At 66.5% G+C, this 21,697-nt stretch carries 16 protein-coding genes, 1 tRNA gene and 1 pseudogene; 13 read left to right on the forward strand and 5 right to left on the reverse strand.

Annotated features, from left to right (window positions below; translation table 11 throughout):
* The first annotated feature begins 299 nt into the window (after positions 1 to 299).
* The 4 genes and pseudogenes from AACH06_RS18205 (at position 300) to AACH06_RS18215 (ending at position 5,404) form a co-directional block, all read left to right on the forward strand.
* On the forward strand, positions 300 to 1,646 hold the full coding sequence (locus AACH06_RS18205; protein WP_341427180.1) for a lysine N(6)-hydroxylase/L-ornithine N(5)-oxygenase family protein: 1,347 nt from the start codon (positions 300 to 302) through the stop codon (positions 1,644 to 1,646).
* Positions 1,643 to 2,896, forward strand: a complete 1,254-nt coding sequence (locus AACH06_RS18210) for an MFS transporter (protein WP_341427181.1) — start codon at positions 1,643 to 1,645, stop codon at positions 2,894 to 2,896. Before AACH06_RS18205 ends, AACH06_RS18210 begins: the two co-directional genes overlap by 4 nt.
* Before the next feature lie 3 nt (positions 2,897 to 2,899).
* A pseudogene (locus tag AACH06_RS30190) lies at positions 2,900 to 3,397 on the forward strand (GNAT family N-acetyltransferase); the annotation flags it as partial.
* A 120-nt stretch (positions 3,398 to 3,517) separates the two neighbouring features.
* On the forward strand, positions 3,518 to 5,404 hold the full coding sequence (locus AACH06_RS18215) for an IucA/IucC family protein (RefSeq protein WP_423222057.1): 1,887 nt from the start codon (positions 3,518 to 3,520) through the stop codon (positions 5,402 to 5,404).
* 62 nt (positions 5,405 to 5,466) lie between these two features.
* Here AACH06_RS18215 and AACH06_RS18220 read toward each other — a convergent pair whose 3' ends face one another.
* The gene (locus AACH06_RS18220; protein WP_341427183.1) at positions 5,467 to 5,964 is read right to left on the reverse strand and encodes a sigma-70 family RNA polymerase sigma factor; all 498 of its coding nucleotides are present in this window, start codon (positions 5,962 to 5,964) and stop codon (positions 5,467 to 5,469) included.
* Positions 5,965 to 6,645: 681 nt separating this feature from the next.
* On the opposite strand from AACH06_RS18220, the gene AACH06_RS18225 reads away from it, so the two are divergent.
* The gene (locus AACH06_RS18225; protein WP_341427184.1) at positions 6,646 to 7,572 is read left to right on the forward strand and encodes a S1 family peptidase; all 927 of its coding nucleotides are present in this window, start codon (positions 6,646 to 6,648) and stop codon (positions 7,570 to 7,572) included.
* Between the two features lie 62 nt (positions 7,573 to 7,634).
* Positions 7,635 to 8,285, forward strand: coding sequence for a choice-of-anchor tandem repeat GloVer-containing protein (locus tag AACH06_RS18230; RefSeq protein WP_341427185.1), 651 nt, complete (start codon positions 7,635 to 7,637; stop codon positions 8,283 to 8,285).
* Between the two features lie 39 nt (positions 8,286 to 8,324).
* Here the strand turns inward: AACH06_RS18230 and mfd are convergent, their stop codons facing one another.
* A complete protein-coding gene (gene mfd, locus AACH06_RS18235) occupies positions 8,325 to 11,774 on the reverse strand; it encodes a transcription-repair coupling factor (RefSeq protein ID WP_341427186.1) in 3,450 nt (1,149 codons plus the stop codon).
* A gap of 98 nt (positions 11,775 to 11,872) precedes the next feature.
* Here mfd and ispD point away from each other — a divergent pair, with 98 nt between their 5' ends.
* The 3 genes from ispD to AACH06_RS18250 all read left to right on the forward strand — a co-directional run bounded on the left by ispD (position 11,873) and on the right by AACH06_RS18250 (position 13,845).
* Positions 11,873 to 12,598: a 2-C-methyl-D-erythritol 4-phosphate cytidylyltransferase gene (ispD, locus tag AACH06_RS18240; protein WP_341427187.1), complete on the forward strand. Its 726-nt coding sequence runs from the start codon at positions 11,873 to 11,875 to the stop codon at positions 12,596 to 12,598.
* Positions 12,595 to 13,095, forward strand: coding sequence for a 2-C-methyl-D-erythritol 2,4-cyclodiphosphate synthase (ispF, locus tag AACH06_RS18245; RefSeq protein ID WP_341427188.1), 501 nt, complete (start codon positions 12,595 to 12,597; stop codon positions 13,093 to 13,095). The genes ispD and ispF overlap by 4 nt, the downstream gene beginning before the upstream one ends.
* Positions 13,096 to 13,245: 150 nt before the next feature.
* On the forward strand, positions 13,246 to 13,845 hold the full coding sequence (locus AACH06_RS18250) for a chalcone isomerase family protein (protein WP_341427189.1): 600 nt from the start codon (positions 13,246 to 13,248) through the stop codon (positions 13,843 to 13,845).
* Positions 13,846 to 13,918: 73 nt separating this feature from the next.
* On the opposite strand, the gene AACH06_RS18255 is transcribed toward AACH06_RS18250, so the two are convergent.
* Together AACH06_RS18255 and ompR are read right to left on the reverse strand one after the other, a co-directional pair.
* Complete coding sequence (locus tag AACH06_RS18255; RefSeq protein ID WP_341427190.1) at positions 13,919 to 15,250, reverse strand: sensor histidine kinase; 1,332 nt, start codon at positions 15,248 to 15,250, stop codon at positions 13,919 to 13,921.
* A 230-nt stretch (positions 15,251 to 15,480) separates the two neighbouring features.
* The gene (gene ompR, locus AACH06_RS18260; protein WP_341427191.1) at positions 15,481 to 16,215 is read right to left on the reverse strand and encodes an osmolarity response regulator transcription factor OmpR; all 735 of its coding nucleotides are present in this window, start codon (positions 16,213 to 16,215) and stop codon (positions 15,481 to 15,483) included.
* A 215-nt stretch (positions 16,216 to 16,430) separates the two neighbouring features.
* Between ompR and AACH06_RS18265 the strand changes: the two genes are divergently transcribed.
* Positions 16,431 to 17,135, forward strand: coding sequence for an SIMPL domain-containing protein (locus AACH06_RS18265; protein ID WP_341427192.1), 705 nt, complete (start codon positions 16,431 to 16,433; stop codon positions 17,133 to 17,135).
* A gap of 67 nt (positions 17,136 to 17,202) precedes the next feature.
* Here AACH06_RS18265 and AACH06_RS18270 read toward each other — a convergent pair whose 3' ends face one another.
* Positions 17,203 to 17,982 (reverse strand): 3-hydroxybutyrate dehydrogenase, encoded by a 780-nt coding sequence (locus AACH06_RS18270; protein WP_341427193.1) that lies wholly within the window; start codon positions 17,980 to 17,982, stop codon positions 17,203 to 17,205.
* A 57-nt stretch (positions 17,983 to 18,039) separates the two neighbouring features.
* On the opposite strand from AACH06_RS18270, the gene AACH06_RS18275 reads away from it, so the two are divergent.
* The 3 genes from AACH06_RS18275 (at position 18,040) to AACH06_RS18285 (ending at position 21,314) form a co-directional block, all read left to right on the forward strand.
* Complete coding sequence (locus tag AACH06_RS18275; protein WP_341427194.1) at positions 18,040 to 18,915, forward strand: alpha/beta fold hydrolase; 876 nt, start codon at positions 18,040 to 18,042, stop codon at positions 18,913 to 18,915.
* Positions 18,912 to 21,188, forward strand: coding sequence for a RelA/SpoT family protein (locus AACH06_RS18280; RefSeq protein ID WP_341427195.1), 2,277 nt, complete (start codon positions 18,912 to 18,914; stop codon positions 21,186 to 21,188). Before AACH06_RS18275 ends, AACH06_RS18280 begins: the two co-directional genes overlap by 4 nt.
* Positions 21,189 to 21,237: 49 nt before the next feature.
* A tRNA-Val gene (locus tag AACH06_RS18285) sits at positions 21,238 to 21,314 on the forward strand.
* Positions 21,315 to 21,697 lie beyond the last annotated feature (383 nt).

Below are 21,697 nucleotides of genomic sequence, written 5' to 3' on the forward strand. Positions count from 1 at the left end.
GTGTGGCCGAGAGGCGTGGGACCCCATCAGCGCACGGTGCTGGTGGTGATGGCAAACCGGTCCGTTCCCCTGGGCCGGCGCCCGCCGCGGTCATGCTGGTGTGTGCGGGAAGAGTGGTCTTCCCGTGGCTCTCGCGGCTGGTCCCACTCTACTCAGCAGCCGAGGCATCGCGCCATCGGAGATTTGCAAGCATTGACAGATGTTGACCGTGCCTCCACCCGCACGTTGGGCGGGTGAACCGCCGAACAAATCCGCTGCCGGTTCGTCTTCTTCGGTGACACAGCATTCATCGGAGCGTCATGCAGACCGAACCTCTTTACGACGTCGTTGCCGTGGGCCTGGGCCCGTTCAACCTCAGCCTGGCCTGCCTGCTGGAGCCGCTGGCCGGCGTGCGCAGCCTCTTTCTCGAACGAGAGCCAGAGTTCAACTGGCACCCCGGCCTGATGCTGCCGGACGCCACCTTGCAGAACCCCTTTCTGGCCGACCTCGTGACGCTGGCGGATCCCACCAGCCGCTTCAGCTATCTCAACCATTGCCGTGCCGAGGGGCGCCTGTACCGGCGCTTCATCCGCGAGAGCTACACCCTCACACGCCTGGAATACAACCGTTACTGTCAGTGGGCCACGAAGCAGCTCGGCTCACTTCGCTTCGACAGCGAGGTTCGGCAGATCGAGCACGACGCGGCACGCGGTGAGTACCTCGTGAAGGGGGTGTCGCCGAAGAGCCGCGAGCCCTTCTCGGTGCGCACCCGCAAGTTGGTGATCGGCATCGGCTCGGTGCCGAGCTTTCCGGCCAGCGGCGAGCCGCACCAGGGGCTGGTTCACAGCAGTGCCTACTTGCAGCACAAGCGGCGGCTGCAGGCGAAGCGCTCGATCACCGTGATCGGCAGTGGCCAGAGCGGCGCGGAGATCGTGCTCGATCTGCTGCGCGAGCAGCCTCATCACGGCTACGCGCTGCAGTGGATCACACGCTCGCCGCGCTTCTTCCCGATGGAATACAGCAAGCTGACGATCGAGCTGAGCTCGCCGGAGTACGCCCGCCATTTCCAGCGCCTGCCGGCGCCGGCGCGTGAGCGGCTGCTGCGCGACCAGCGCGCCATCACCCATGGCATCAATGCGCGGCTGATCGACGCGATCTACGACGAGCTGGAAGATCGCGCCCAGCGGGCTGCGCCATCGGCCCAACTGCTGCCCGGCTGCGAGCTGACGTCCTGCCAGTTCGACCCGATCCGCGGCGACTATGCGCTCAGCTTCCACCACACCGATCTCGAGGCCAGCTACCTGCACCGCACCGATGGCTTGATCTTCGCCACGGGCTATGCGCACCGGGTGCCCGCCTTCATCGAGGGGGTGCGCCATCGGCTGCGATTCGACGCGCACGGCCGCTACGAGCAGGCCGAGAACCACAGCGTCGACGTGACCGGGCACGAGGTGTTCGTGCAGAACGCCGGCTTTCATGTGCAGGGGCTCACCAGCCCCGATCTGGGCATGAGCTGCCTGCGCAACGCGGCCCTGGTCAAAGAATTGACGGGGGTGGATCACTACCCGGTCGAGCCCCGCATCGCCTTGCAGCATTTCGAGCCACCGGTGGGCGGGCCACTGCAGCGGGTGGAGCGGGATGCGGCCGAGCGCGAGGTGCTGGCGTGAACCGGACCCTGCGCCACAGCATCGTGCTGATGTCGGCGTTTGCCTGCTTCAGCGATGCAGTGCTGATCGCTTTCTACCCTCAGTTCTTTGCCGAGCGCTTCGGCATGCACAGCGAGTTGCACACGGGGGCCTACGTGGCCTGCATCTCGCTGGCCGTGATGCTGGCGTTTCCGCTCTGGGCACAGGTGGCCAGGAGGGTCGACACGCTGCGCCTGCTGGTGTGGACACAGGCTGCTGCGGGGGCGCTGTGCCTGGCATCCATCTGGGCGCCGGCGTTGTGGGTGTACTGGCTGCTGTCGATGGCGATGTTCGTCTGCAAGAGCAGCTACCTGCTGATGTACCCGTACCTGCTGCGGCTTCAATCGACCGATGAGCACGCCGCAACGGTGGGGCTGCTGTCGGTGATCGTGCACCTGGTGGGCATTGCCGGGGCTGCGGCGGGCGGTGCGCTGCTGCAAGGCTGGGGAGCCACCGGTTGCCTGGTGTTCATGGCCGCGGGCGATCTCTTCCAGATGGCGGTTTGTGCCTGGCTGCTGGCCTCGGGCCGGGCGCCGCACGCGGGGGGCATGGCGAAGGCCGACGCCGACGGGCCCAAACGCCCGGTGAGCCGTGCCATCTGGCGCCTGTCGTGGCTGGTGCTGATGTTCGATCTCAGCGCCTACCTGGTGGGGCCGTTCTTCACCGAGCACTGGCAGCGCCTGACCGGGTCGCCCGATCCGCTTCTGGCGGGCCTGGCCTATGCGGTGCCAGCGGGCATGGCGCTGCTGGGTCTGGCCTACAACCACCTGGCCTGCGCGGCCGGCCGATGGCGGGTCGATGCCTTGCTGCCGAACCTGCTGGTGGGGGCGGCGGGGTTGATGCTGCAGGCGGCGCCTTCGCCTGCCTGGCTGCTGATCGGCCGGTGCCTGTTTGGCTGGGCGCTGTTCCAGGGCATCGTCATGCTGGAGACGCGCGTCTTCAAGCTCAGTACCCCCAAGGACTACGCGACCGACTACGCCTTCTTCAACGTCTTCCAGAACTTGGGGGTGCTCGTGGCCTCACTGGTGGCGGGTTGGGTGGTGCAGATGCTCGGCGCGCCGCTGACCTTCACGGTGGCTGCCATCGGCTGGCTGATCACCGCGGTGATGGTGCCCTGGGCCTTTGGCACCGGTGAAGCCATGCCCCGCGGCGCGCCAGAGGCCGCCACGCCCGAGGGGGCGGCCACGAGGCCGGCTGCCACGCACCACACGCCCGAAACCCAACACGCCTGAACCATGATCGACTACACCTTGGCGCCCAGCGGCTGGCAGCCGCCGGGGCCGGCCGGCCTGCGCCTGCGCACGCTCGACCCCGCCGCCGATGCGGCCTGGCTTCAACGCTGGTTCAGTGCGCCGCGCGCCAGTTTCTGGGGCATGCAGCAGCACAGCGTGGCGGATGTCGAGGCCGTCTACAGCCGAATGCAGGGCAGCGGCCAAGCGCTGGCCTGTGTGGGCGAGATCGATGGCGCGCCCGCCTTCGTGCTGGAGTGCTACGACCCCGTGCAAGACGAGATCAGCCGCCACCACCCGGTCGAGCCGGGTGATGTGGGCATGCATTTCTTCGTGGGCCCGGTGCCCGCTGGCCGGAGCGCTGTGCCCGGATTCACCCGGCTCGTCTTTCGCACGCTGATGACCTTCATCTTCGACTACCTCGGCGCGCGCCGCGTGGTGGTGGAGCCGGACATCGGCAACACCAAAGTGCATGCGCTGAACGCCGCGATGGGCTTTGTGGTGCACCGGCCCATTGCGCTGGCCCACAAGACGGCGTTGCTGTCGAGTTGCACCCGAGATCAGTTTCTGCAGGTCACCGTGCCCGCTTCACCCTTGCTTTCGTCATCCAAAGGACTCTGCCGCATGACACGTTCCACTGAAAGATCCGACATCAACGTCAATCATCTGAACCCGGAGGTCTGGCAACGCGCCAATCGGCACCTTGTGCGCAAGGCGATCGCCGAGTTCTCGCACGAGCAGGTACTTCAGCCCGAGCCGGTGGGGGCCCCGGGTCGCGACGGCTGGCAACGCTACCGTCTGGTCAGCGACGATCAGCAAGCGATTTATGAGTTCGAAGCCCAGCGCATGCCGCTGCGACATTGGCGCATGGACGCCCGCTCGATCGAGAAGCGGGTCGAGGGGCGGCTGGCCGCGCTCGACGCGCTGCAGTTCATCATCGAGTTCAAGCAGACGATGGGGTTCAAGCCCGAGTTGCTGCCGATCTACCTCGAAGAGATCAGCAGCACGCTGTACGGCGCCGCCTACAAGCTGACCAACGGGCGGCGTGCCAGCGCGGCGTTGGTCGATGCCGAGTTCCAGGAGATCGAGGCGGCGATGAGCGAGGGCCACCCAGGCTTCGTGGCCAACAACGGCCGCGTGGGTTTCGATGCGATCGACTACACCGCCTACACGCCCGAGACCGGCGCCCGATTCGCGGTGGTGTGGCTGGCCGTGAGCCGCGCGCATGCCGAGTTCAATGCGATCTCGGGCCTGAGCCACGAACAGTTGCTCGAGGAAGAGTTGGGGCCCCAGCGGTTGGCCGGCTTCCATGATCAGCTGCGGGCCATGAACCTGCGGCCGGACGACTACTGGCTGATGCCTGCGCACCCCTGGCAGTGGACGAACAAGCTTGCGATCGGGTTCGCCGCCGAGGTGGCCAACCGAAACATCGTCTTCCTGGGGCACAGTGACGACGAGTACCAGGCCCAGCAATCGATCCGCACGTTCTTCAATGTCAGCCGGCCTACTCGCCGCTATGTGAAGACGTCGCTGTCCATCCTGAACATGGGCTTCATGCGGGGCCTGTCGCCGTACTACATGTCGGGCACGCCGGCGATCAACGAGTGGGTGCATGGTGTGGTGCAGCAAGACGCATCGTTGCGGGACTATGGTTTCACGGTGCTGCGCGAAGTGGCGTCCATTGGCTACCGCAACCGATACTTGGAGTCGGCTGTCGACAAGGACAGTGCTTACCGCAAGATGTTCTCCGCCTTATGGCGCGAGAGCCCGCTGCCTCTGCTGAAGCCGGGCCAGAAGCTGATGTCGATGACGGCGCTGGCGCATGTCGACGCGCAGGGCGAGGCATTGCTGGCGTTGTTGATCCAGCGCTCAGGGCTCGATGCGAAGACCTGGGTGCGTCGCTACCTGCGCGCGTTCCTCGCGCCGATGCTGCATTGCTTCTACGCCCATGATCTGGTGTTCATGCCGCACGGTGAGAACCTGATCCTGGTGATGGAGAACCACGTGCCGGTGCGAGCTCTGATGAAGGACATCGCCGAGGAATGCGCGGTGTTCGACGATGTCGAGCGGCTGGGTGAACGCATCGGGCGCATCGCCGTGGAGATGCCCGACGAGTTCAAGCTGCTGTTCCTGTTCATCGACATCTTCGACGGCTTCTTCCGCCATGTGCAGCAGGTGTTGGCAGACGCGGGCTGCATGGATGCCGAAGCGTTCTGGGCGCTGGTGGCCGAGTGCGGGCATCAATACCAGCGGGCCCACCCGCAGTTCGCGGCCAAATACGAACGCTTCGATCTCTTCACGCCGACCTTCGAGCACTCGTGCCTGAACCGGTTGCAGTTGTGGAACAACACCCACATGCTCAACCTGGCGGACCCGGCCTCGGGCCTGAAGTTCGCCGAACCGTTGGAGAACCCGATTGCGGCGTTCCGCCGTCCGTCTTCGGTGGGCAGCCGCGGCGTGGAAGGCGTTGCCGCGCAGCCGGGGCGTTCGGGCGAGTGCGTGCCGGTCTGATCTTTGGTCTGAGGTGGGGCGGGCCATGCGTGAGGCATGGCCCAGCACATGCGAGAGAGGGGTCAGTCGGCGGGCAGCGCGGCGCGGCAGCAGGCGAGGGCCTGCTGCACCGAGGCGTGGGTGGTGGAAAGCGACAGGCCCAACTGCGTGGCCACCTCTCTCAGCGGCAGGCCGTCAATCTGATGCAACTCGAACGCGCGGCGTGGGCGTTCGGGAAGAGCGGCCAGCGCCTGGCAGACCAATGCGATGTGCTGACGACCGATGGCATGGCGCTCTGGTGAGGCGCACGGGCATCTGGCGTCCAGTTCGTCGGGTGTCTCTTCGAAGAGATCGCCCTCGACGTTCGCCCGGCGCCTGTCGTCGATCGCCAGGTTGCGCACGATGCGGTGGCAGTAGGACACCGGTTCATTCAATGCGCCGCGCGGGCAGGCCGTGGCACGCAGGTAGGCGTCGTGCAACAGATCGTCGGCGCGCTGGGCGTCACCCACGATCTTCAGGGCGGTCTGTCGAAGTTGCGGCCTGTGGGTGATGAACACCGTGGCCAAGGGGTGGTTGGGCAAGAGAGTCTCCCTGTCGCGATGGTTTATGGATTGGAAGGTAATGAGAAGCATTCGCATTGAAATGGTAGCGACTTCCCCTGCCCGCGGGTGAAAACACCCAGGCTGTCGGGGGGAAACGATGGGAGCTAACCGTCGGCGCGAATGACTGCGACGGCATCGCAGGAAGGTGACGAGGCGCACCACAGGCCGCGCCCCAGTCGACCGACAGCAACGCAGTCAGCTTGCAGGGCTAACCGACAAGAAGGGTGGCCACTGTCTGGAGATTCGCGTCAAGCCGGCGCGGCATGCGAACAGCGCTCTTCGGCTTGCCGGACTATCGCCAGCCAAGAACTCTTCGCCCACAGACCTAACGCGAAAAAATGATGCACATGGTCATGGCGTGCGGGCCAGTCGGGCGCCATGTTGGCAACGACGCGTAACGATCAAGATGCATCAAATGATCGCGCGCAGATCTGGCGTCTCGCGGTCTGCCTGCCTACATTCATCTTCAGCGGACAACGCGATCACAGCCCGGCAAGTAGGGCCCTTGCCGGGACATCAACGTGCACTTCAGCATGTGGCAACTGCCGTCTAGGCAGTGTCGCCAGGCAGGGTTGCGTCGTCTCGCGATGGTGTCTTGAAACCCGCCGCACGCACTTCCGGCCCGAAGGCCGCGGCCACCCATGTAGTGAGGAGCTTATGTTGAAACCAACGTTTGGCCTGAAGTCAGCTGGCCGCCCGTTCGTCCATGCTTTCCTGTGGTTCGCCGCCGTGGCGTCGATGCCGGCGCTGGCGGCAGAAGAGGCCGCGTCTCCTGGCGTGAATCCGCATCGCCTGCGGGTGCAGCAATGGCTGTCTGCCGTACCCCAGGCCGAAGGGTCAGCGGCCACTGAGGCCACCACGGTGGTGGACGGCAAACCGGCCAAGCCGGGCAAGTGGCCGTTCATGGTGTCGCTCGTCGACAAGAGCAACTCCAACAACTACGCGGCCCACTTCTGCGGTGGCTCGCTGATCGATTCGAAGAACGTGCTGACCGCGGCGCACTGCGTTCAAGGCGCCACTGCCAACAGCATTCAGGTGCTGGTCGGCACGCAAAGCCTGGTCGAAGGGGGGCGGCGCATCAACGTCACGCGCGTCACGGTGAACCCTGGCTTCACCGCCGACCCGTTCTTGGAGGGCGACGTGGCGGTGCTGAGGCTGGCCGAGGCGGTGACCGACATTGCGCCGGTGGTCTATGCGGGTTCCACCGCCCAAGACGACGCTATAGCGCCCGACAACTCACGCACCACGGTGATGGGCTGGGGTGCATTGGCATGGAACAAGGACGGCCCCGAGGTGCTCTACCAAGCCCCCCTGGTTCGCAACACGATCGACGAATGCAACGGCCTGAGCCTCTACAACGGCGAACTCACGGCGAACCACGTGTGCGCCGGTGATCTGCAGAACCCGGGCAAGAGCGCCTGCTACGGCGACTCGGGCGGCCCGCTGGTCGGCAAGGACGGCAATGGCAAGACGGTGCAGATCGGTGTGGTGAGCGGCGGCCCGCGTGTGTGCGGCGATGTCCCCGGCTACTTCGCACGCGTCGGTGCCTATGCGAAGTGGATCAAGCAGCAGGTGGCGAAGCCCTGAGTGGGCTTCGCGGGAACCCGCTGAACGATTGCCGGCTTGTTGCCGGCGATCGTCGAGGTGTGGTGCACACTCCGCGCCGCCGGAGCGTTCAGATACCCACCGCCCTGGGCGGCTTACCTTGGAGCAAGAGCTCGCGATGGCCACCGGTCGAAGGTACAGACGGTGCGCTGTGGGGCACGGTTTTCAGTGGTGGTCTTGGTGGCGGCAACGGCTACAAAAGCTACGTCGCGATCTACCGCTACGAGCGTGGTGGGCGGCTCGATACCGTCTACCGGTTTGGCCAAGACGGCTTCATGGGCTGCTACCCCGAAGCTGGTTTGATCCTGGCGTCGGACGGGAACTTCTACGGCATCACCGCGGGGGGCGGCCGGGTGTTCAGGCTCGGTCTGGATGGCGAGTACACCGTGGTTCATCACTTCGGTGTCGGTCAGGCCGGTGGTGTTCGGTCGTTTCCTCTCGTGCAGGGCCCTGATGGCGCGCTGTATGGCGGTTGCCAAAGTGGGGGCGAGCAAGGCGTCAGAACGATCTGCCGGATGACGCTCGATGGCGGCTGCGCCGACATCCACCACTTTTCCGGCGGCGGGCCGCGGGTCGGCAAGTGGCCCGTGGGCAGCCTGGTGGCCACCGCCGACGGCCGGATGTACGGCACCATCGACGGCCCGCTGGAGGCTGACGCCGGCTCGGTGTTCGTCCTGGGCAAGGCCACCGTTTGAGCGGCCAGGTCCGACTCACCGACTGCCGGGCCTCTTCGGTCACTTCATCACCGGTTGCCCCAGCGCGCGCAAGGTATCGCGGATGAACTGAGCCCGGTCGCGTGGCTCGGCGATCTCGCGCTCGATGCGCAGCTTGTCGTTGCCCGCCAGCTTCACGTGCCTGTTCTTCTGCACCAGCTCGATGATGCGCATCGCGTCGATCGGCGGGTTGGGGCGGAAGGTGATGCTCATCTGGCGTGGACCGGCATCGATCTTCTGCACACCATAGGGCTTGGCCAGGATGCGCAGGCGGTGGGTGTCGAACAGCGTCTGCCCCTGTGCCGGCAGCTTGCCGAACCGATCGGTCACCTCTTCGAGCAGCGCATCAAGGTGCTCGGCGCGCTCGGCGCTGGCCAGGCGTTTGTAGAGGTTCAGTCGCATGTGCACATCGCCGCAGTAGGCGTCGGGCAGCAGCGCAGGGGCGTGCAGGTTGATCTCGGTGGTGCTGCCGAAGATGCCGCTGGTGGGCGAGAGCAGGTCGGGCTCCTCGCCGTTCTTGAGCGCCCGAACGGCTTCCGAAAGCATGTCGTTGTAGAGCTGGAAGCCCACTTCCATCATGTTGCCGCTCTGGCTGTCGCCCAGCACCTCGCCGGCACCGCGGATCTCCAGGTCGTGCATGGCCAGGTAGAAACCTGAGCCGAGCTCTTCCATCTCCTGAATGGCCTCCAGCCTTTGTGCGGCCTGCTTCGTGAGGCCTTCGACATCGGGCACCAGCAGGTAGGCGTAGGCCTGGTGGTGGCTGCGGCCGACGCGACCCCGCAGTTGGTGCAACTGTGCCAGGCCGAACTTGTCGGCGCGGCTGATGACGATGGTGTTGGCGCTCGGCACGTCGATGCCGGTCTCGATGATGGTTGAGCACAGCAGCAGGTTGTGGCGCTGGCCGACGAAATCGCGCATCACACGTTCCAGCTCACGCTCGGGCATCTGGCCGTGGGCCACGCCGATGCGCGCCTCAGGCAGCAGCTCTTGCAGTTTCTGGCGCCGGTTCTCGATGGTCTCGACCTCGTTGTGCAGGAAGTAGACCTGGCCACCGCGCTTCAGCTCGCGCAGCACCGCCTCGCGGATCGTGCTGTTGCCTTCATTGCGCACGAAGGTCTTGATGGCCAGCCGGCGCTGCGGCGCGGTGGCGATCACGCTGAGGTCACGCAGGCCCTCGAGCGCCATGCCCAAGGTGCGCGGGATCGGGGTGGCGGTCAGGGTGAGCACGTCGACCTCGGCGCGCATGGCCTTGATCGCTTCTTTGTGACGCACACCGAAGCGGTGTTCCTCGTCGATGATCAGCAGGCCGAGGCGCTTGAACTTCACATCCTTGCTGAGCAGCTTGTGGGTGCCGACGACGATGTCGACCGTGCCGGCCTCGATGCCGTCGAGTGCCGCCTGCACTTCCTTGGCGGTGCGGAAGCGGCTGAGCTCGGCCACCTTCACCGGCCACTTGCCGAATCGGTCGGCGATGGTCTGGTAGTGCTGCTCGGCCAGCAGGGTGGTCGGAGCCAGCAGAGCGACCTGCTTGCCGCCGTGCACCGCGACGAAGGCGGCGCGCAGGGCCACCTCGGTCTTGCCGAAGCCCACGTCGCCGCAGACGAGGCGGTCCATCGGCTTCGGGCTGATCAGGTCCTGGATCACCGCGTGGATCGCGGCACGCTGGTCGGGCGTCTCTTCGAAACCGAAGCTGGCGGCAAAAGCCTCGTAGTCGTGGGGTGAGAAGCGGTGCGCCAGGCCCTCGCGCGCGGCGCGCAAGGCGTAGAGGTTGAGCAGCTCGGCGGCCGTGTCGCGCACCTGCTCGGCGGCCTTGCGCCGTGCCTTGTCCCACTGGTTGCTGCCCAGCTTGTGCAGCGGCGCTTCTTCGGCGCTGACACCGGTGTAGCGGCTGATCAGGTGCAACTGCGAGACCGGCACGTAGAGCGTGGCGTTGTCGGCGTAGGTGAGGTGCAGGAACTCGGAGTTGCCGTCGCCCAGGTCGATGTGGATGAGGCCCTGGTAGCGGCCAATGCCGTGGCTGGCGTGCACGACCGGATCGCCGATCTTCAGCTCGGACAGGTCCTTGATCAGCGCGTCGACGTTGCTGGTCTGTTCCTGCTTCTTGCGGCGGCGCGTGGTGGGGGCGCTGGCGAAGAGCTCGGTTTCGGTGATGAACTGGATCGCGCGCTTTTCTTCCGGCTCGTGCCAGAAGAAGCCGGCCGCCAGCGGCGCGGCGGTGATGGCGACTTTCTCGTCGCCGGCCTCGAACTCGGCCAGTGTGGCCACGCTCGGCACATCGATCTTGTGATCGCGCAGCAGTTCGAGCAGGCTTTCTCGGCGGCCTTCGCTCTCGGCCACCAGCAGCACCCGATGGGGCGTTGAATCGAGGTGCTTCTCGAGCGCCGAGAGAGGCTCGGTGGCGCCACGGTCGGTGGCCACATCGGGCAGCGGGCGAGCCCAATCGACGGGCTCGTGGCCGCGCAGGCTCAGCGTAGCATGCCCGGCCACCTGGCCGAAGAACTCGTCGACCTTCAGGAATACCGCTTCCGGCGGCAGGATGGGGCGATCCGGGTCATGCTGCAGGAACCGATGCCGCTCGCGGGTGTCGGCCCAAAAGCGTTGCAGCGCATCGTCCACCTCGCCGTGCAGTGCCAGCATGGCCTGATCGCTGAAGTAGTCGAAGATCGTGGCGGGTTCGTCGAAGAACAGCGGCAGGTAGTACTCGATGCCCGCGGTCGCGATGCCCTGCGCGATGTCCTTGTAGATGCGCGATTTGGTCGGATCACCATCGAGCTTTTCGCGCCAGCGCTGACGAAAGCGGGTGCGCGCCGCCTCGTCCATCGGGAACTCGCGCCCGGGCAGCAGCCGCACTTCGGGCACCGGGTAGAGGCTTCTCTGCGAATCGGGGTCGAAGGTGCGGATGGAATCGATCTCGTTGTCGAACAGGTCGACACGGTAGGGCACGGGCGAGCCCATCGGGAACAGGTCGATCAGGCCACCGCGCACGGCGTATTCGCCGGGCGACACCACCTGGCTCACGTGGCTGTAGCCCGCCAGCGTGAGCTGGCTCTTGAAAGCCGCCTCGTCGAGCTTGGCCTTCTGCTTGAACTGAAAGGTGGTGGCCGCCAGGAACGAAGGCGGCGCGATGCGGGTGAGGGCGGTGGTCGCGGGCAGCAGCACCACATCCACCTCGTGCTGATGGATGCGCCAGAGTGTGGCCAGGCGCTCGGAGATCAGGTCCTGGTGCGGGCTGAAGGTGTCGTAGGGCAGGGTTTCCCAATCGGGAAACACGGCCACGCGCAGGCCCGGCGCGAAGAAGGGCAACTCGTCGGCCAGGCGTTGAGCGTCGCCTGGCTCGGCGGTGACGATCGCCAGCAAGCGCTGCTCCGACGCACGAGCCTGTGCCACGCGCGCGAGCAGCAGCGCATCGGCCGAGCCGGTGGGGCGAGGCAGGGTGAATCGTTTGCCGGGGGCGATGACGGGCAGCTGCATGCGGGCCTTGAAAACGGGCGGGGTCCAAAGCACACCGCCCCGCGGCGACGGGGGTCGGCGAGGGGCGAGGTGAAAGCCGTAATTCTAGAATTCGCCGCATGATCATCGAAGCTGCCGGCAGCAAGCCCCGCTGCTATGCGTTGGTACCCTGTGCGGGGGTGGGGGCGCGGTCGGGTGCGGCCGGGCCCAAACAGTACGAGCCGGTGGCCGATCGGCCGATGGTGGCCCACACGCTCGAAGCGCTCGGTCAGGTGCACAGGCTGGCGGCGACACTCGTGGTGCTGGCTCCGGACGACGACCGGTTCGACACGGTGATGCCGGGGTTCGAGGGCGAGCGCGGTTGGGTGGCGCGCTGCGGGGGATCCACCCGCGCCGAGACCGTGGCGCAGGGGCTGGTGGCGCTGCGAGAGCGCGGTGCCCAGCCACATGATTGGGTGCTCGTGCACGACGCGGCGCGTTGCCTCATCCGCGCCGAATGGGTCGACCGTCTGATCGATGCCTGCATGGATGACGAGGTGGGCGGCCTGCTGGCCCTGCCCGTGGCTGACACGTTGAAGGCGCAGGGCCTGGACACCCGTGTGGCTGCCACCGTGGACCGCAATGGCAAGTGGGCGGCCCAGACGCCGCAGATGTTCCGGCTCGGCCTGCTGGCGCCCGCGTTGGCGCATGCGGGCGCTGGCGTGACCGACGAGTCGAGCGCGGTCGAAGCGCTGGGGCACGAACCCAGGCTGGTCCGTGGCGAATGGGAAAACTTCAAACTCACCTGGCCGGGTGACTTTCAATTGGCCGAGCGCCTGCTCGCCACGAGGAGCAAGCTGACATGAACCCGACCTCCACACTGCCGGCGCTGCGGATCGGCGAAGGCTGGGACACCCACGCGCTCGTCATCGGCCGCCCCTTGGTGCTGGGCGGCGTGGCCGTTCCCCACACGCATGGGCTGCTCGGCCACTCGGATGCCGATGCCTTGCTGCATGCGATCACCGATGCGGTGCTCGGCGCTGCCGGGCTGGGCGACATTGGCCGCCACTTCCCCGACACCGCTGCTGAGTTCAAGGGTGCCGACTCTTTCGTGCTGCTGGCCGAGGCCGCCCGGCGGGTGCGGGATGCGGGCTGGGCGGTGGTCAACGTCGACTGCACCATCGTCGCCCAGGCGCCGAAGATGGCACCGCACATTCCGGCCATGTGCCAACGCATTGCCGAGGCGCTCGGGCTCAGCACCGGCCAGGTGAACGTCAAGGCCAAGACGGCCGAAAAGATGGGGCCCGTGGGTGAGGGCCGGGCGATCGAAGCACGTGCGGTGTGCCTGTTGGCCGCGGTCTGAGGCCGCGGGCGCCACCGTGGCTGCCCTTGGGGGGCTCTGTTAACCCGTAGGCGAGCGGGGCGTGAGACGAGGCAATATCGGCACTGTGAAGAAGTGTTCCGGTTCGTTGCCGTGAAGTACCACAAAGACAGAGATTCCTGGAGGGATGAGATGAGCAGATCGACGAGGCGCCAGTTCTCGTTGGGCTTGGCCGCCGTGTGTTGGACGGGCGGCCGGGTGGCCTGGGCGGCCAATGGCGCGCCGTTCGAGAGCACGGTGCAGGTCCAGGGCGCCACCTTGGCGCTCAACGGCAGTGGCAGCCGCTACCGGCTGATGTTCCGGGTGTACGACATGGCGCTGTACCTGCCGCGAAAGGCCAACGCGGTGGACGCCATCATCAACATGGACGGCCCGAAGCGGCTGGCCTTCGTGGCTCAGCGTGACCTGCCCGGCACCGACCTGGGCGTGGCCTTCATCAAGGGCCTACAGGCCAACAACACCAACGACCAGGTGCAGCGCCACACGTCGTCGTCCACCCGCCTGATCGAAATTTTCTCGGGCAAGCCCAAGCTCGCCGCGGGCGATACCTTCGCGATGGACTTTCTGCCCGGCAAGGGCACGCAGTTCTACATACAGGGCCAGCCGCAGGGCGCGCCGGTGGGCGATGCGGAGTTCTTTTCGATGATCCTGCGCATCTGGCTGGGCCCGTCGGCGGTGGAACTTCCGCTGAAAGAGGCGCTGCTCGGCAATCCGCCCCGGTCGACATACTGAAGGGGGCAGGGCGGGGCGAGCCGCCGCTGACCCACACCATTCGTCACGCCGCGCCGACAGGCGCCCGCGGCATTCAAGCCCGCTTGAGGCGAATGTGGGCGATCAGCCCGCCATCGCGCGCATTGGCCAGCTCGAGGTTGCCGTCCATGCGCTGCAGCGACTTCTTGACGATCGCCAGGCCCAGGCCGGCGCCCGTGGCGGCGGTGCGGGCGGCGTCGCCGCGGAAGAAGGGCGTTGTCAGATGTTCGAGCTTTTCCTGCGGCACGCCGGAGCCGTAGTCGCGCACGGTGACGATGATCGAGTCGCCCACCTGAACGTGGGTCACCTTCACCTTGGTGATTCCGGTGTCGATGCTGCGGCCGTAGCGGCGAGCGTTCTCGAACAGGTTGGCGAAGACGCGGCCGAGTTCGGTGTCGTCGCCTTTCACGCGAAGCCCTGGCGTGAGCCGCAGCGAGATGCGGATCTGCGAGGTGTCGCGGAAGGCAGCGGCTTCGCGAACGATCACCTGCGTCAAGTCGACCGGGCCGGTGCGCGTTTCGTCCGGCCGCGCGTAGTCCATGAACTTGTCGATGATCGCGTCGAGCTGGTCGATGTCCGCCGCCATGTTGCGTCGAGCTTCGTCGTCCGCCACGCTGATCTCGGCCTCCAGGCGCAGCCGGGCCAGAGGGGTGCGCAGGTCGTGGCTGATGCCCGCCAGCATCACCGCCCGTTGCTCTTCCACCTTGGCCAGCTCACGCGCCATGCGGTTGAAGCCGATGTTCACCGCCCGGATTTCGCTGGTGATGGTGGATTCATCCAGCCGCGAGTCGTATTCGCCTTCACGGATGCGGCTGGCGGCGAATGACAGGTTCTGCAGCGGCCGGTTGATCAGCCGGGCGATCATCACCGAGCCCAGCAGCGTGGCGACCAGCGCGATGGCCACCCAGACGAACCAGGTGCCCGGGGTGAGCGGCTTCAGTCGAGCCGATTCGGCCTGCATCCAGTACGGATCACGCTCGATGTTGAAGCCCACCCACAGCGCATCCACGCCGTTGACGGTGCGCGCAACGATCGTGCCTTCGCCCAGCCGATTGCGCAGATCGGTGGCGACCAGGCGGGTGAAGCGATCGGTTTCGAACGGCTCCCAGCGGTCACCCGGCTCGCGCGGCAGGATCTTGACGGCCTCCTGGTCGCTCATGGTCTTGACCACGGCGATGCGGTTGATGCCGTCGGAAAAGCGCAGCGCGGCCCGCGACAGGTTGACCAGGCTGGCGATCTGCTGCGCGGCCTGGACGGCCCGGGGCTCGAACTCGAGTTGCCTGAGCGTCTGCACCCATGCAAACACGCCGCCAAAAAGCAGCAGGCCGAGCAGGAAGAAGGTGCGCCAGAAGAGGTTGAGCGCGAACGGGGGACGGGCGATCGCCATTACAGGACTGCGTCAGATATTCTTGCGATTGTGACGGAGCGCCACGGGGCGGCCGCTCAGGCGAACCCGGCCATGTGGCGCATCGAAGGGCGCGTCCACGTACGGGGTGGACGAGAGCGGCTGTGCAGTCCAACCCGGCAGCCTCATGAAGCAGTGCCGGGGCGCCCCGAGTTTCGTCATCCCGCTCGGGGCGTGGCGGGCCGGGCGCTGCCCGGTCCTCGGGGCTGCTCTCAGGCGGCGTCGCCCGGCACGAACACGTAGCCCACGCCCCAGACCGTCTGGATGTAGCGCGGGTTGGACGGATCGGGTTCCAGCATCTTGCGCAGGCGCGAGATCTGCACGTCCAGGCTGCGGTCGAAGGGCTCGAACTCGCGGCCGCGGGCCAACTGGGCCAGCTTGTCGCGCGACAAGGGCTGGCGCGGGTGGCGAACCAGGGCCTTCAGCATCGAGAACTCGCCGGTCGTCAAGGTGATCTGCTCGCCGTCTTTGGTCAGACGGCGCAGCGACAGGTCGAACTCGAACGGGCCGAAGGTCACCACCTGCGGATCCTTGGCGGGCGCGCCGGGGGCTTCTTGCGCCGGGCGGCGGCGCAGAACGGCGTGGATGCGGGCCAGCAGTTCGCGCGGGTTGAACGGCTTGGGCAGGTAGTCGTCGGCGCCGACTTCCAGGCCGACGATGCGGTCGACATCTTCGACCTTCGCCGTCAGCATGATGATCGGGGTGGAGTCGTTGGCGGCGCGCAGGCGGCGGCAGATCGACAGGCCATCTTCACCGGGCAGCATCAGGTCGAGCACGATCAGGTCGATGGTCTCGCGGGTCTGCAGGCGGTTCAGGGCCTTGGCGTCCTCGGCCAGCAGCACCTCGAATCCTTCCTGGGTGAGGTAGCGCCGCAGCAGGTCGCGGATGCGGGCATCGTCGTCAACGACGACGATGCGGTCCGGGCGGGCATTGCTGGTGGTGCTCATAGCGACTCCAAATTTGTAACAGAGGCATTGTGCAAGCCGAAAACCCTGGTTTTTGGCTGCCCTGACCCTCTGTTACAAATGTTGCCCCCTCTGGCGAGCGGTTTGCCCGTGGCCTTGTCGGCCCGCAAACGGCCCACGTTCGTTGAAACTTCACCCTCTACTTCATGCGCTTTATGCCGACTCGCTCATCTTTCTCGCCCCGTCATGTCGCCTCGATGGCGGCTGCCTTTCTGGTCGCCGCGGCGCCCGTGCTGGCTTCAGCCCAGGCGCCGGCCGCTGCCAGCCCGGCACCCGAAGGGGTGCTGTCGATCACCAGCTCGGCGACGGTCGACGTGCCGCACGACTGGATGATGCTGACGCTGTCGGCCAACCGAGAGGGCGTCGACGCCACCGCGGTGCAAACCCAGCTGAAGCAGGCACTCGACGCGGCCATGGCGGAAGCCCGCAAAGTGGCCAAGCCGGGCCAGGTGGAACTGCAGTCGGGCGCGTTCTCCGTGCAGCCGCGCTACAACCAGAAGGGCCAGGCCAATGGCTGGCAGGGCCGCACCGAGCTCACGATCGAGGGTCGCGACATGGCGGCCATCGCGCAGCTCAGTGGTCGCATCAGCTCGATGACGATCTTGCGGGTGGACTATGGCCTGTCGCGCGAGGCGCGCGAGAAGGTCGAAGGCGAGGTATCGGCCCAGGCTGTGGCACGGTTCCGGGCGAGGGCGGCTGATTTGGCCAAGCAGTTCGGCTATGCCGGCTACGCGATTCGCGAGGTCAACGTCGCGACCGACGGCTCGGCGCCGCCGCCTCAGCCCTACGCACGGGGCATGATGGCCGCCAAGGCCGAGATGGCCGATGGCCCGCTGGCCACCGAGCCGGGCAAGGGCACGGTGTCGGCCAGCGTCAGCGGCAGTGTTCAGATGAAGCCCTGATCGGGGCGGGGCCCGCGTCGCGTCGGGCCCCGATCTCATCCGTTCACCGGGTCAAAGCGTCACAGCGTCACTGGGCGACCCAGCCGCCATCGACGTTGATGGCGGCGCCGCGAATGTTGGCCGCGGCCGGCGAGCACAGGAACACCGCCAGGCCCGCCAGCTCTTCGGGGGTGGTGAACTGCAGCGACGGCTGCTTCTCGGCCAGCAACTGCTTTTTCGCCTCGTCATTGCTGATCTGCTGGGCCTGTGCACGCGCGTCGACCTGCTTTTGCACCAGCGGCGTCAGCACCCAGCCCGGGCAGATGGCATTGACCGTGACCGGCGTGGTGGCGGTTTCGAGCGCCACCGCCTTGGTGAGGCCGATGATGCCGTGCTTGGCCGCCACGTAGGCCGACTTCTGGGCCGACGCCACCAGCCCGTGCACCGACGCCACGTTGAGAATGCGCCCGAAGCCGCGCTGCTTCATGCCCGGCAGCGCCACCCGGATCGCGTGGAAGGCCGAGCTGAGGTTGATGGCGATGATGGCGTCCCAGCGCTCGACCGGGAACTCTTCGACTGGCGCCACGTGCTGGATGCCCGCGTTGTTGACCAGCACGTCGACCGCGCCGAACTCTTCTTCGCAGGCCCGGATCATGGCCTCGATCTCAGCCGGCTTGCTCATGTCAGCGCCGTGGTAGCTGACTCTGGCCCCGCCGGTCGAGAACTTGGCGACCTCGGCCTTGGCTGCTTCGACATCGCCGAAGCCGTTGAGCATCACGTGGGCGCCCTGGGCGGCCAGGGCCTGGGCGATGCCCAGGCCGATACCACTGGTGGAGCCGGTAATCAGCGCGGTCTTTCCATTGAGCATGAACAATCTCCGGGTGGGTTGCTACAGTGATTATCAAGACACCGACCTTGCAAGAACATGAACAACACGTCTTCACCCCGCTTCGACAGCGTGCAATGCCTGGACACGCGGGGGCTGCATCGCATGGCCTGGACAGAGTGGGGCGACCCACACAACCCGCGGGTGCTGCTGTGCGTGCACGGCTTGACCCGGCAAGGGCGAGATTTCGACACCCTGGCCCAGGCGCTGGCGGTGGACTATCGCGTGGTGTGCCCCGACGTGGTCGGGCGCGGCCGCTCGGACTGGCTGGCCGATCCGGCCGGCTACGCGATTCCCAGCTATGTGGCCGACATGGTGACGCTCATCGCTCGCCTGAACGCACGTGAGTTGCACTGGGTGGGCACGTCGATGGGTGGGCTGATCGGCATCAGTCTCGCCGGGTTGCAGAACTCGCCGATCCGGAAGCTGGTGCTCAACGACGTCGGCCCGAAGATCGAATTCGAGGCGCTCACGCGGATTGGCGAATACCTGGGTGAGCGGGCCCACTGGGCGACCGTGGATGAAGCGGCCGATGCGTTGTGGGAGCTGTCGAAGAGTTTCGGCCCGCACACCCGTGAGCAATGGCTGGCGTTGACGCGGCCCCAGCTGATCCCCGACGGTGCGGGTTTCAAACCCCATTACGACCCCCGCCTGGCGCTGCCTTTTCATGCCGTCACGCCCCAGGTGGCGGCGGCTGGAGAGTTGATGCTCTGGCATCTGTACGACCAGATCCAGTGTCCGACGATGGTGATTCGCGGGGCCGAATCCGATCTGCTCAGCGCCGCCACGACCCAGTTGATGGCGCAACGGGGCCCGCGTGCAAGGGTGCATGAGGTGGCCGGTGTAGGCCACGCGCCGATGCTGGTTCAACCCGACCAGGTCGAGGCGGTGCGCAGCTTCCTGTTGGGCCCATGAAGAGCCAGGCTGTTGCGCTGGCCGAGCCGTCTGCGCCGATCGTGGCGCTGGCCGATGACCTGAGCGCACCTCCACCCGCACCGGCGGCCGCACCGGGGGCCGAGCCGGTCGACCAGGGCGCTTCCGCACTGGAGCGGGCTCGTGCCTTCGCCGAGCCGCTGCTGCAGGGGCGTGTGCTTGACACCGGCGAAGACGCGTATGCGCACGCCGATGGCGTCGCCGCGATCTTGCGGGCCATTGGCGGTGCGCCGGGCCTGCAGGCCACCGCGTACCTCGTCTACGCGGCCGATGGGTTGCAGCGCCCTGAAGAAGTGGTGGCCAAGGCCTTCGGCCCTTCGTATGCCAGCCTGGTGGGGTTGACACGCAAGCTCGTGCAGATCCAGCGGGCCGCGCGTGAGGCGCAAGTCGAGCAGGAGTTCCAGGCGCGTCAGACCGAGCGGGTGCGCAAGATGCTGCTGGCGTTCTCGCGCGATCTGCGTGTGGTGCTGCTGCGCCTGGCCTCGCGCCTGCAGACCTTGCGCTACTACGCGGCCGAGAAGCAGCCGTGCCCGCATGCGCTGGCGCTGGAGTCGCAGCAGGTCTTCGCGCCTTTGGCCAATCGGTTGGGCATCTGGCAGATCAAATGGGAGATGGAAGACCTTGCCTTCCGCTTCCTGCAGCCCGACGAATACCGCCGCATTGCCCGGCTGCTGGCCGAAAAGCGCGTGGAGCGCGAAGCGGGCGTCGAGGTCGTCCGGCGTCAGATGGCCGAAGACTTGAACGCGCACGGTGTGGCCGCGCTGGTCTACGGGCGGCCCAAGCACCTCTACAGCATCTGGAAGAAGATGCAGGGCAAGCAGCTCGATTTCGCGAAGGTGCTCGATGTGCGTGCGCTGCGCGTGATCGTGGCCGATGTGCCTGCCTGCTATGCCGCGCTGAGCCGCGTGCACGAGCGCTACAACGCCGTGTCGGGCGAGTACGACGACTACATCGCCAAGCCCAAACCCAATGGCTATCGCTCGCTGCACACCGTGGTGCTGGGTGACGACGGCCGACCGATCGAAGTGCAGATTCGCACGCAGGCCATGCACGAGCATGCCGAGTACGGCGTGGCCGCCCACTGGGCCTACAAAGAGGCGGGGGTCAAGGGCTACGCTGGCGTGAGCGCTGCGGGTGAATTCGAGGAGCGTGTGGCCGAGGCGCGCAAGGCCGTGTTGCGCCAGCTGCTGGCTTGGGAGCGGGATTTCTCGTCCACCAGCGCACCGGCGGGCGAGGGCACCAGCTTCGACGACCGCATCTATGTCTTCACGCCCCAGGCCACGGTGATCGAGCTGACGGCGGGGGGCACCCCGATCGACTTCGCCTACGCGGTGCACACCGACCTGGGCCACCGTTGCCGGGGCGCGAAGGTGGATGGCGCCATGGTGCCGTTGAACACCCCGCTGCAAAACGGGCAGACGGTCGAGGTCATCGCCACCAAGGAGGGTGGGCCGTCGCTCGATTGGTTGAACACCGAACTTGGGTTCCTGCAAAGCCCCCGTTCGCGCTCGAAGGTGCGTGCCTGGTTCAACGCCCTTGCAAACGGTGAAACGATCGCGAAAGGACGCGACCTCGTCGAAAAGCTGCTGCAGCGCGAAGGCAAGACAGCGCTGAAGCTCGACGATCTGGCCGAGAAGCTCGGCTTTCGCGATGCGCAGGCCTTGTTCGAGGTGGTGGGCAAGGACGAGTACTCGCTGCGCAACATCGAGACCTTGCTGCGCCCGCCCGAGCCGCCGCCCGAGGCCGACGAAATGCCGGCGCTTCGTCGCTCGCGCGCCGATGTCACTGGCGCCAAAGGGGGCGTGCTGGTCGTGGGGGTGGAGTCGCTGCTGACCAACCTCGCGCGCTGCTGCCGCCCGGCGCCGCCGGATGCGATCGGCGGCTTCGTCACGCGCGGCAAGGGTGTGGCCATCCATCGGCGCGACTGCACGAACTTCCGCCACATGGCCGCGCAGATGCCCGAGCGGGTGATTGCGGTCGAGTGGGGCACCCCGCCCAAGGACCGCGATGCTGCCTATCCGGTGGATGTGTCCATCGAGGCGAGCGATCGCCAGGGCCTACTGCGCGACATCTCCGAAGTCTTCGCCAAAGAGAAGATGAATGTCACCGGCGTGAAGACCCAATCGGTGCGCGATGCCGAGGGCAAAACCGCCTGGATGGTGTTCACCGTCGAGGTGGCCGATGCCTCGCGTTTGCGTCAGGTGATGTCGCAGGTGGCCAGGGTGTCGGGCGTCCGCCACGTGCGTCGCAAATAGAATTTGCGGGCACCCTCAAAAACCTTGCTATACTGCGAGGCTTCGCAGCAGGCGCGTAGCTCAGTTGGTTAGAGCACCACCTTGACATGGTGGGGGTCGTTGGTTCGAATCCAATCGCGCCTACCAGATACGATGGCCCGTAAGTTGTTGTCACTCAACGCCTTACGGGCCTTTTCGCTTCTGGCGTCCATCGGCTGGGGAAGAATCTGGGAAGAATTCTGCCCCGCGCAGATCGCCCCACCGCCGCCCATGATCTCGGCCATCCGGTTGCGCATCGCGCCGCCGTCGGCTCCAGGGATCCACCGCGCGTAGACCTCCAGCAGTATCTTGACGCTGTGCCCGAGCTGGGCCGCGATGTAGGCCGGCGCGATGCTGTTGCTGGGCGCGCCTGAGGGAACGGTCTTCCAGAACCCCGGCTCGATGTGCTGCAGCGTGAATCTAACGTCCACCAGCGGCTGCGCCGGGCTCGTGAGCGATTGCGTACCAAGTACGGGCTGCGCGAGTTGGTG

The sequence above is a fragment of the Ideonella lacteola genome, assembly GCF_038066555.1.
Lineage (GTDB): Bacteria > Pseudomonadota > Gammaproteobacteria > Burkholderiales > Burkholderiaceae_C > Ideonella > Ideonella lacteola.

Bases quoted from the DNA above. Each gene is read 5' to 3' on its own strand.
- AACH06_RS18205 (WP_341427180.1), top strand. From the start codon at position 300: ATGCAGACCGAACCTCTTTACGACGTCGTTGCCGTGGGCCTGGGCCCG.
- AACH06_RS18215 (WP_423222057.1), top strand. From the start codon at position 3,518: ATGACACGTTCCACTGAAAGATCCGACATCAACGTCAATCATCTGAAC.
- mfd (WP_341427186.1), bottom strand. From the start codon at position 11,774: ATGCAGCTGCCCGTCATCGCCCCCGGCAAACGATTCACCCTGCCTCGC.
- ispD (WP_341427187.1), top strand. From the start codon at position 11,873: ATGATCATCGAAGCTGCCGGCAGCAAGCCCCGCTGCTATGCGTTGGTA.
- ispF (WP_341427188.1), top strand. From the start codon at position 12,595: ATGAACCCGACCTCCACACTGCCGGCGCTGCGGATCGGCGAAGGCTGG.
- AACH06_RS18250 (WP_341427189.1), top strand. From the start codon at position 13,246: ATGAGCAGATCGACGAGGCGCCAGTTCTCGTTGGGCTTGGCCGCCGTG.
- AACH06_RS18255 (WP_341427190.1), bottom strand. From the start codon at position 15,250: ATGGCGATCGCCCGTCCCCCGTTCGCGCTCAACCTCTTCTGGCGCACC.
- ompR (WP_341427191.1), bottom strand. From the start codon at position 16,215: ATGAGCACCACCAGCAATGCCCGCCCGGACCGCATCGTCGTCGTTGAC.
- AACH06_RS18265 (WP_341427192.1), top strand. From the start codon at position 16,431: ATGGCGGCTGCCTTTCTGGTCGCCGCGGCGCCCGTGCTGGCTTCAGCC.
- AACH06_RS18270 (WP_341427193.1), bottom strand. From the start codon at position 17,982: ATGCTCAATGGAAAGACCGCGCTGATTACCGGCTCCACCAGTGGTATC.
- AACH06_RS18275 (WP_341427194.1), top strand. From the start codon at position 18,040: ATGAACAACACGTCTTCACCCCGCTTCGACAGCGTGCAATGCCTGGAC.
- AACH06_RS18280 (WP_341427195.1), top strand. From the start codon at position 18,912: ATGAAGAGCCAGGCTGTTGCGCTGGCCGAGCCGTCTGCGCCGATCGTG.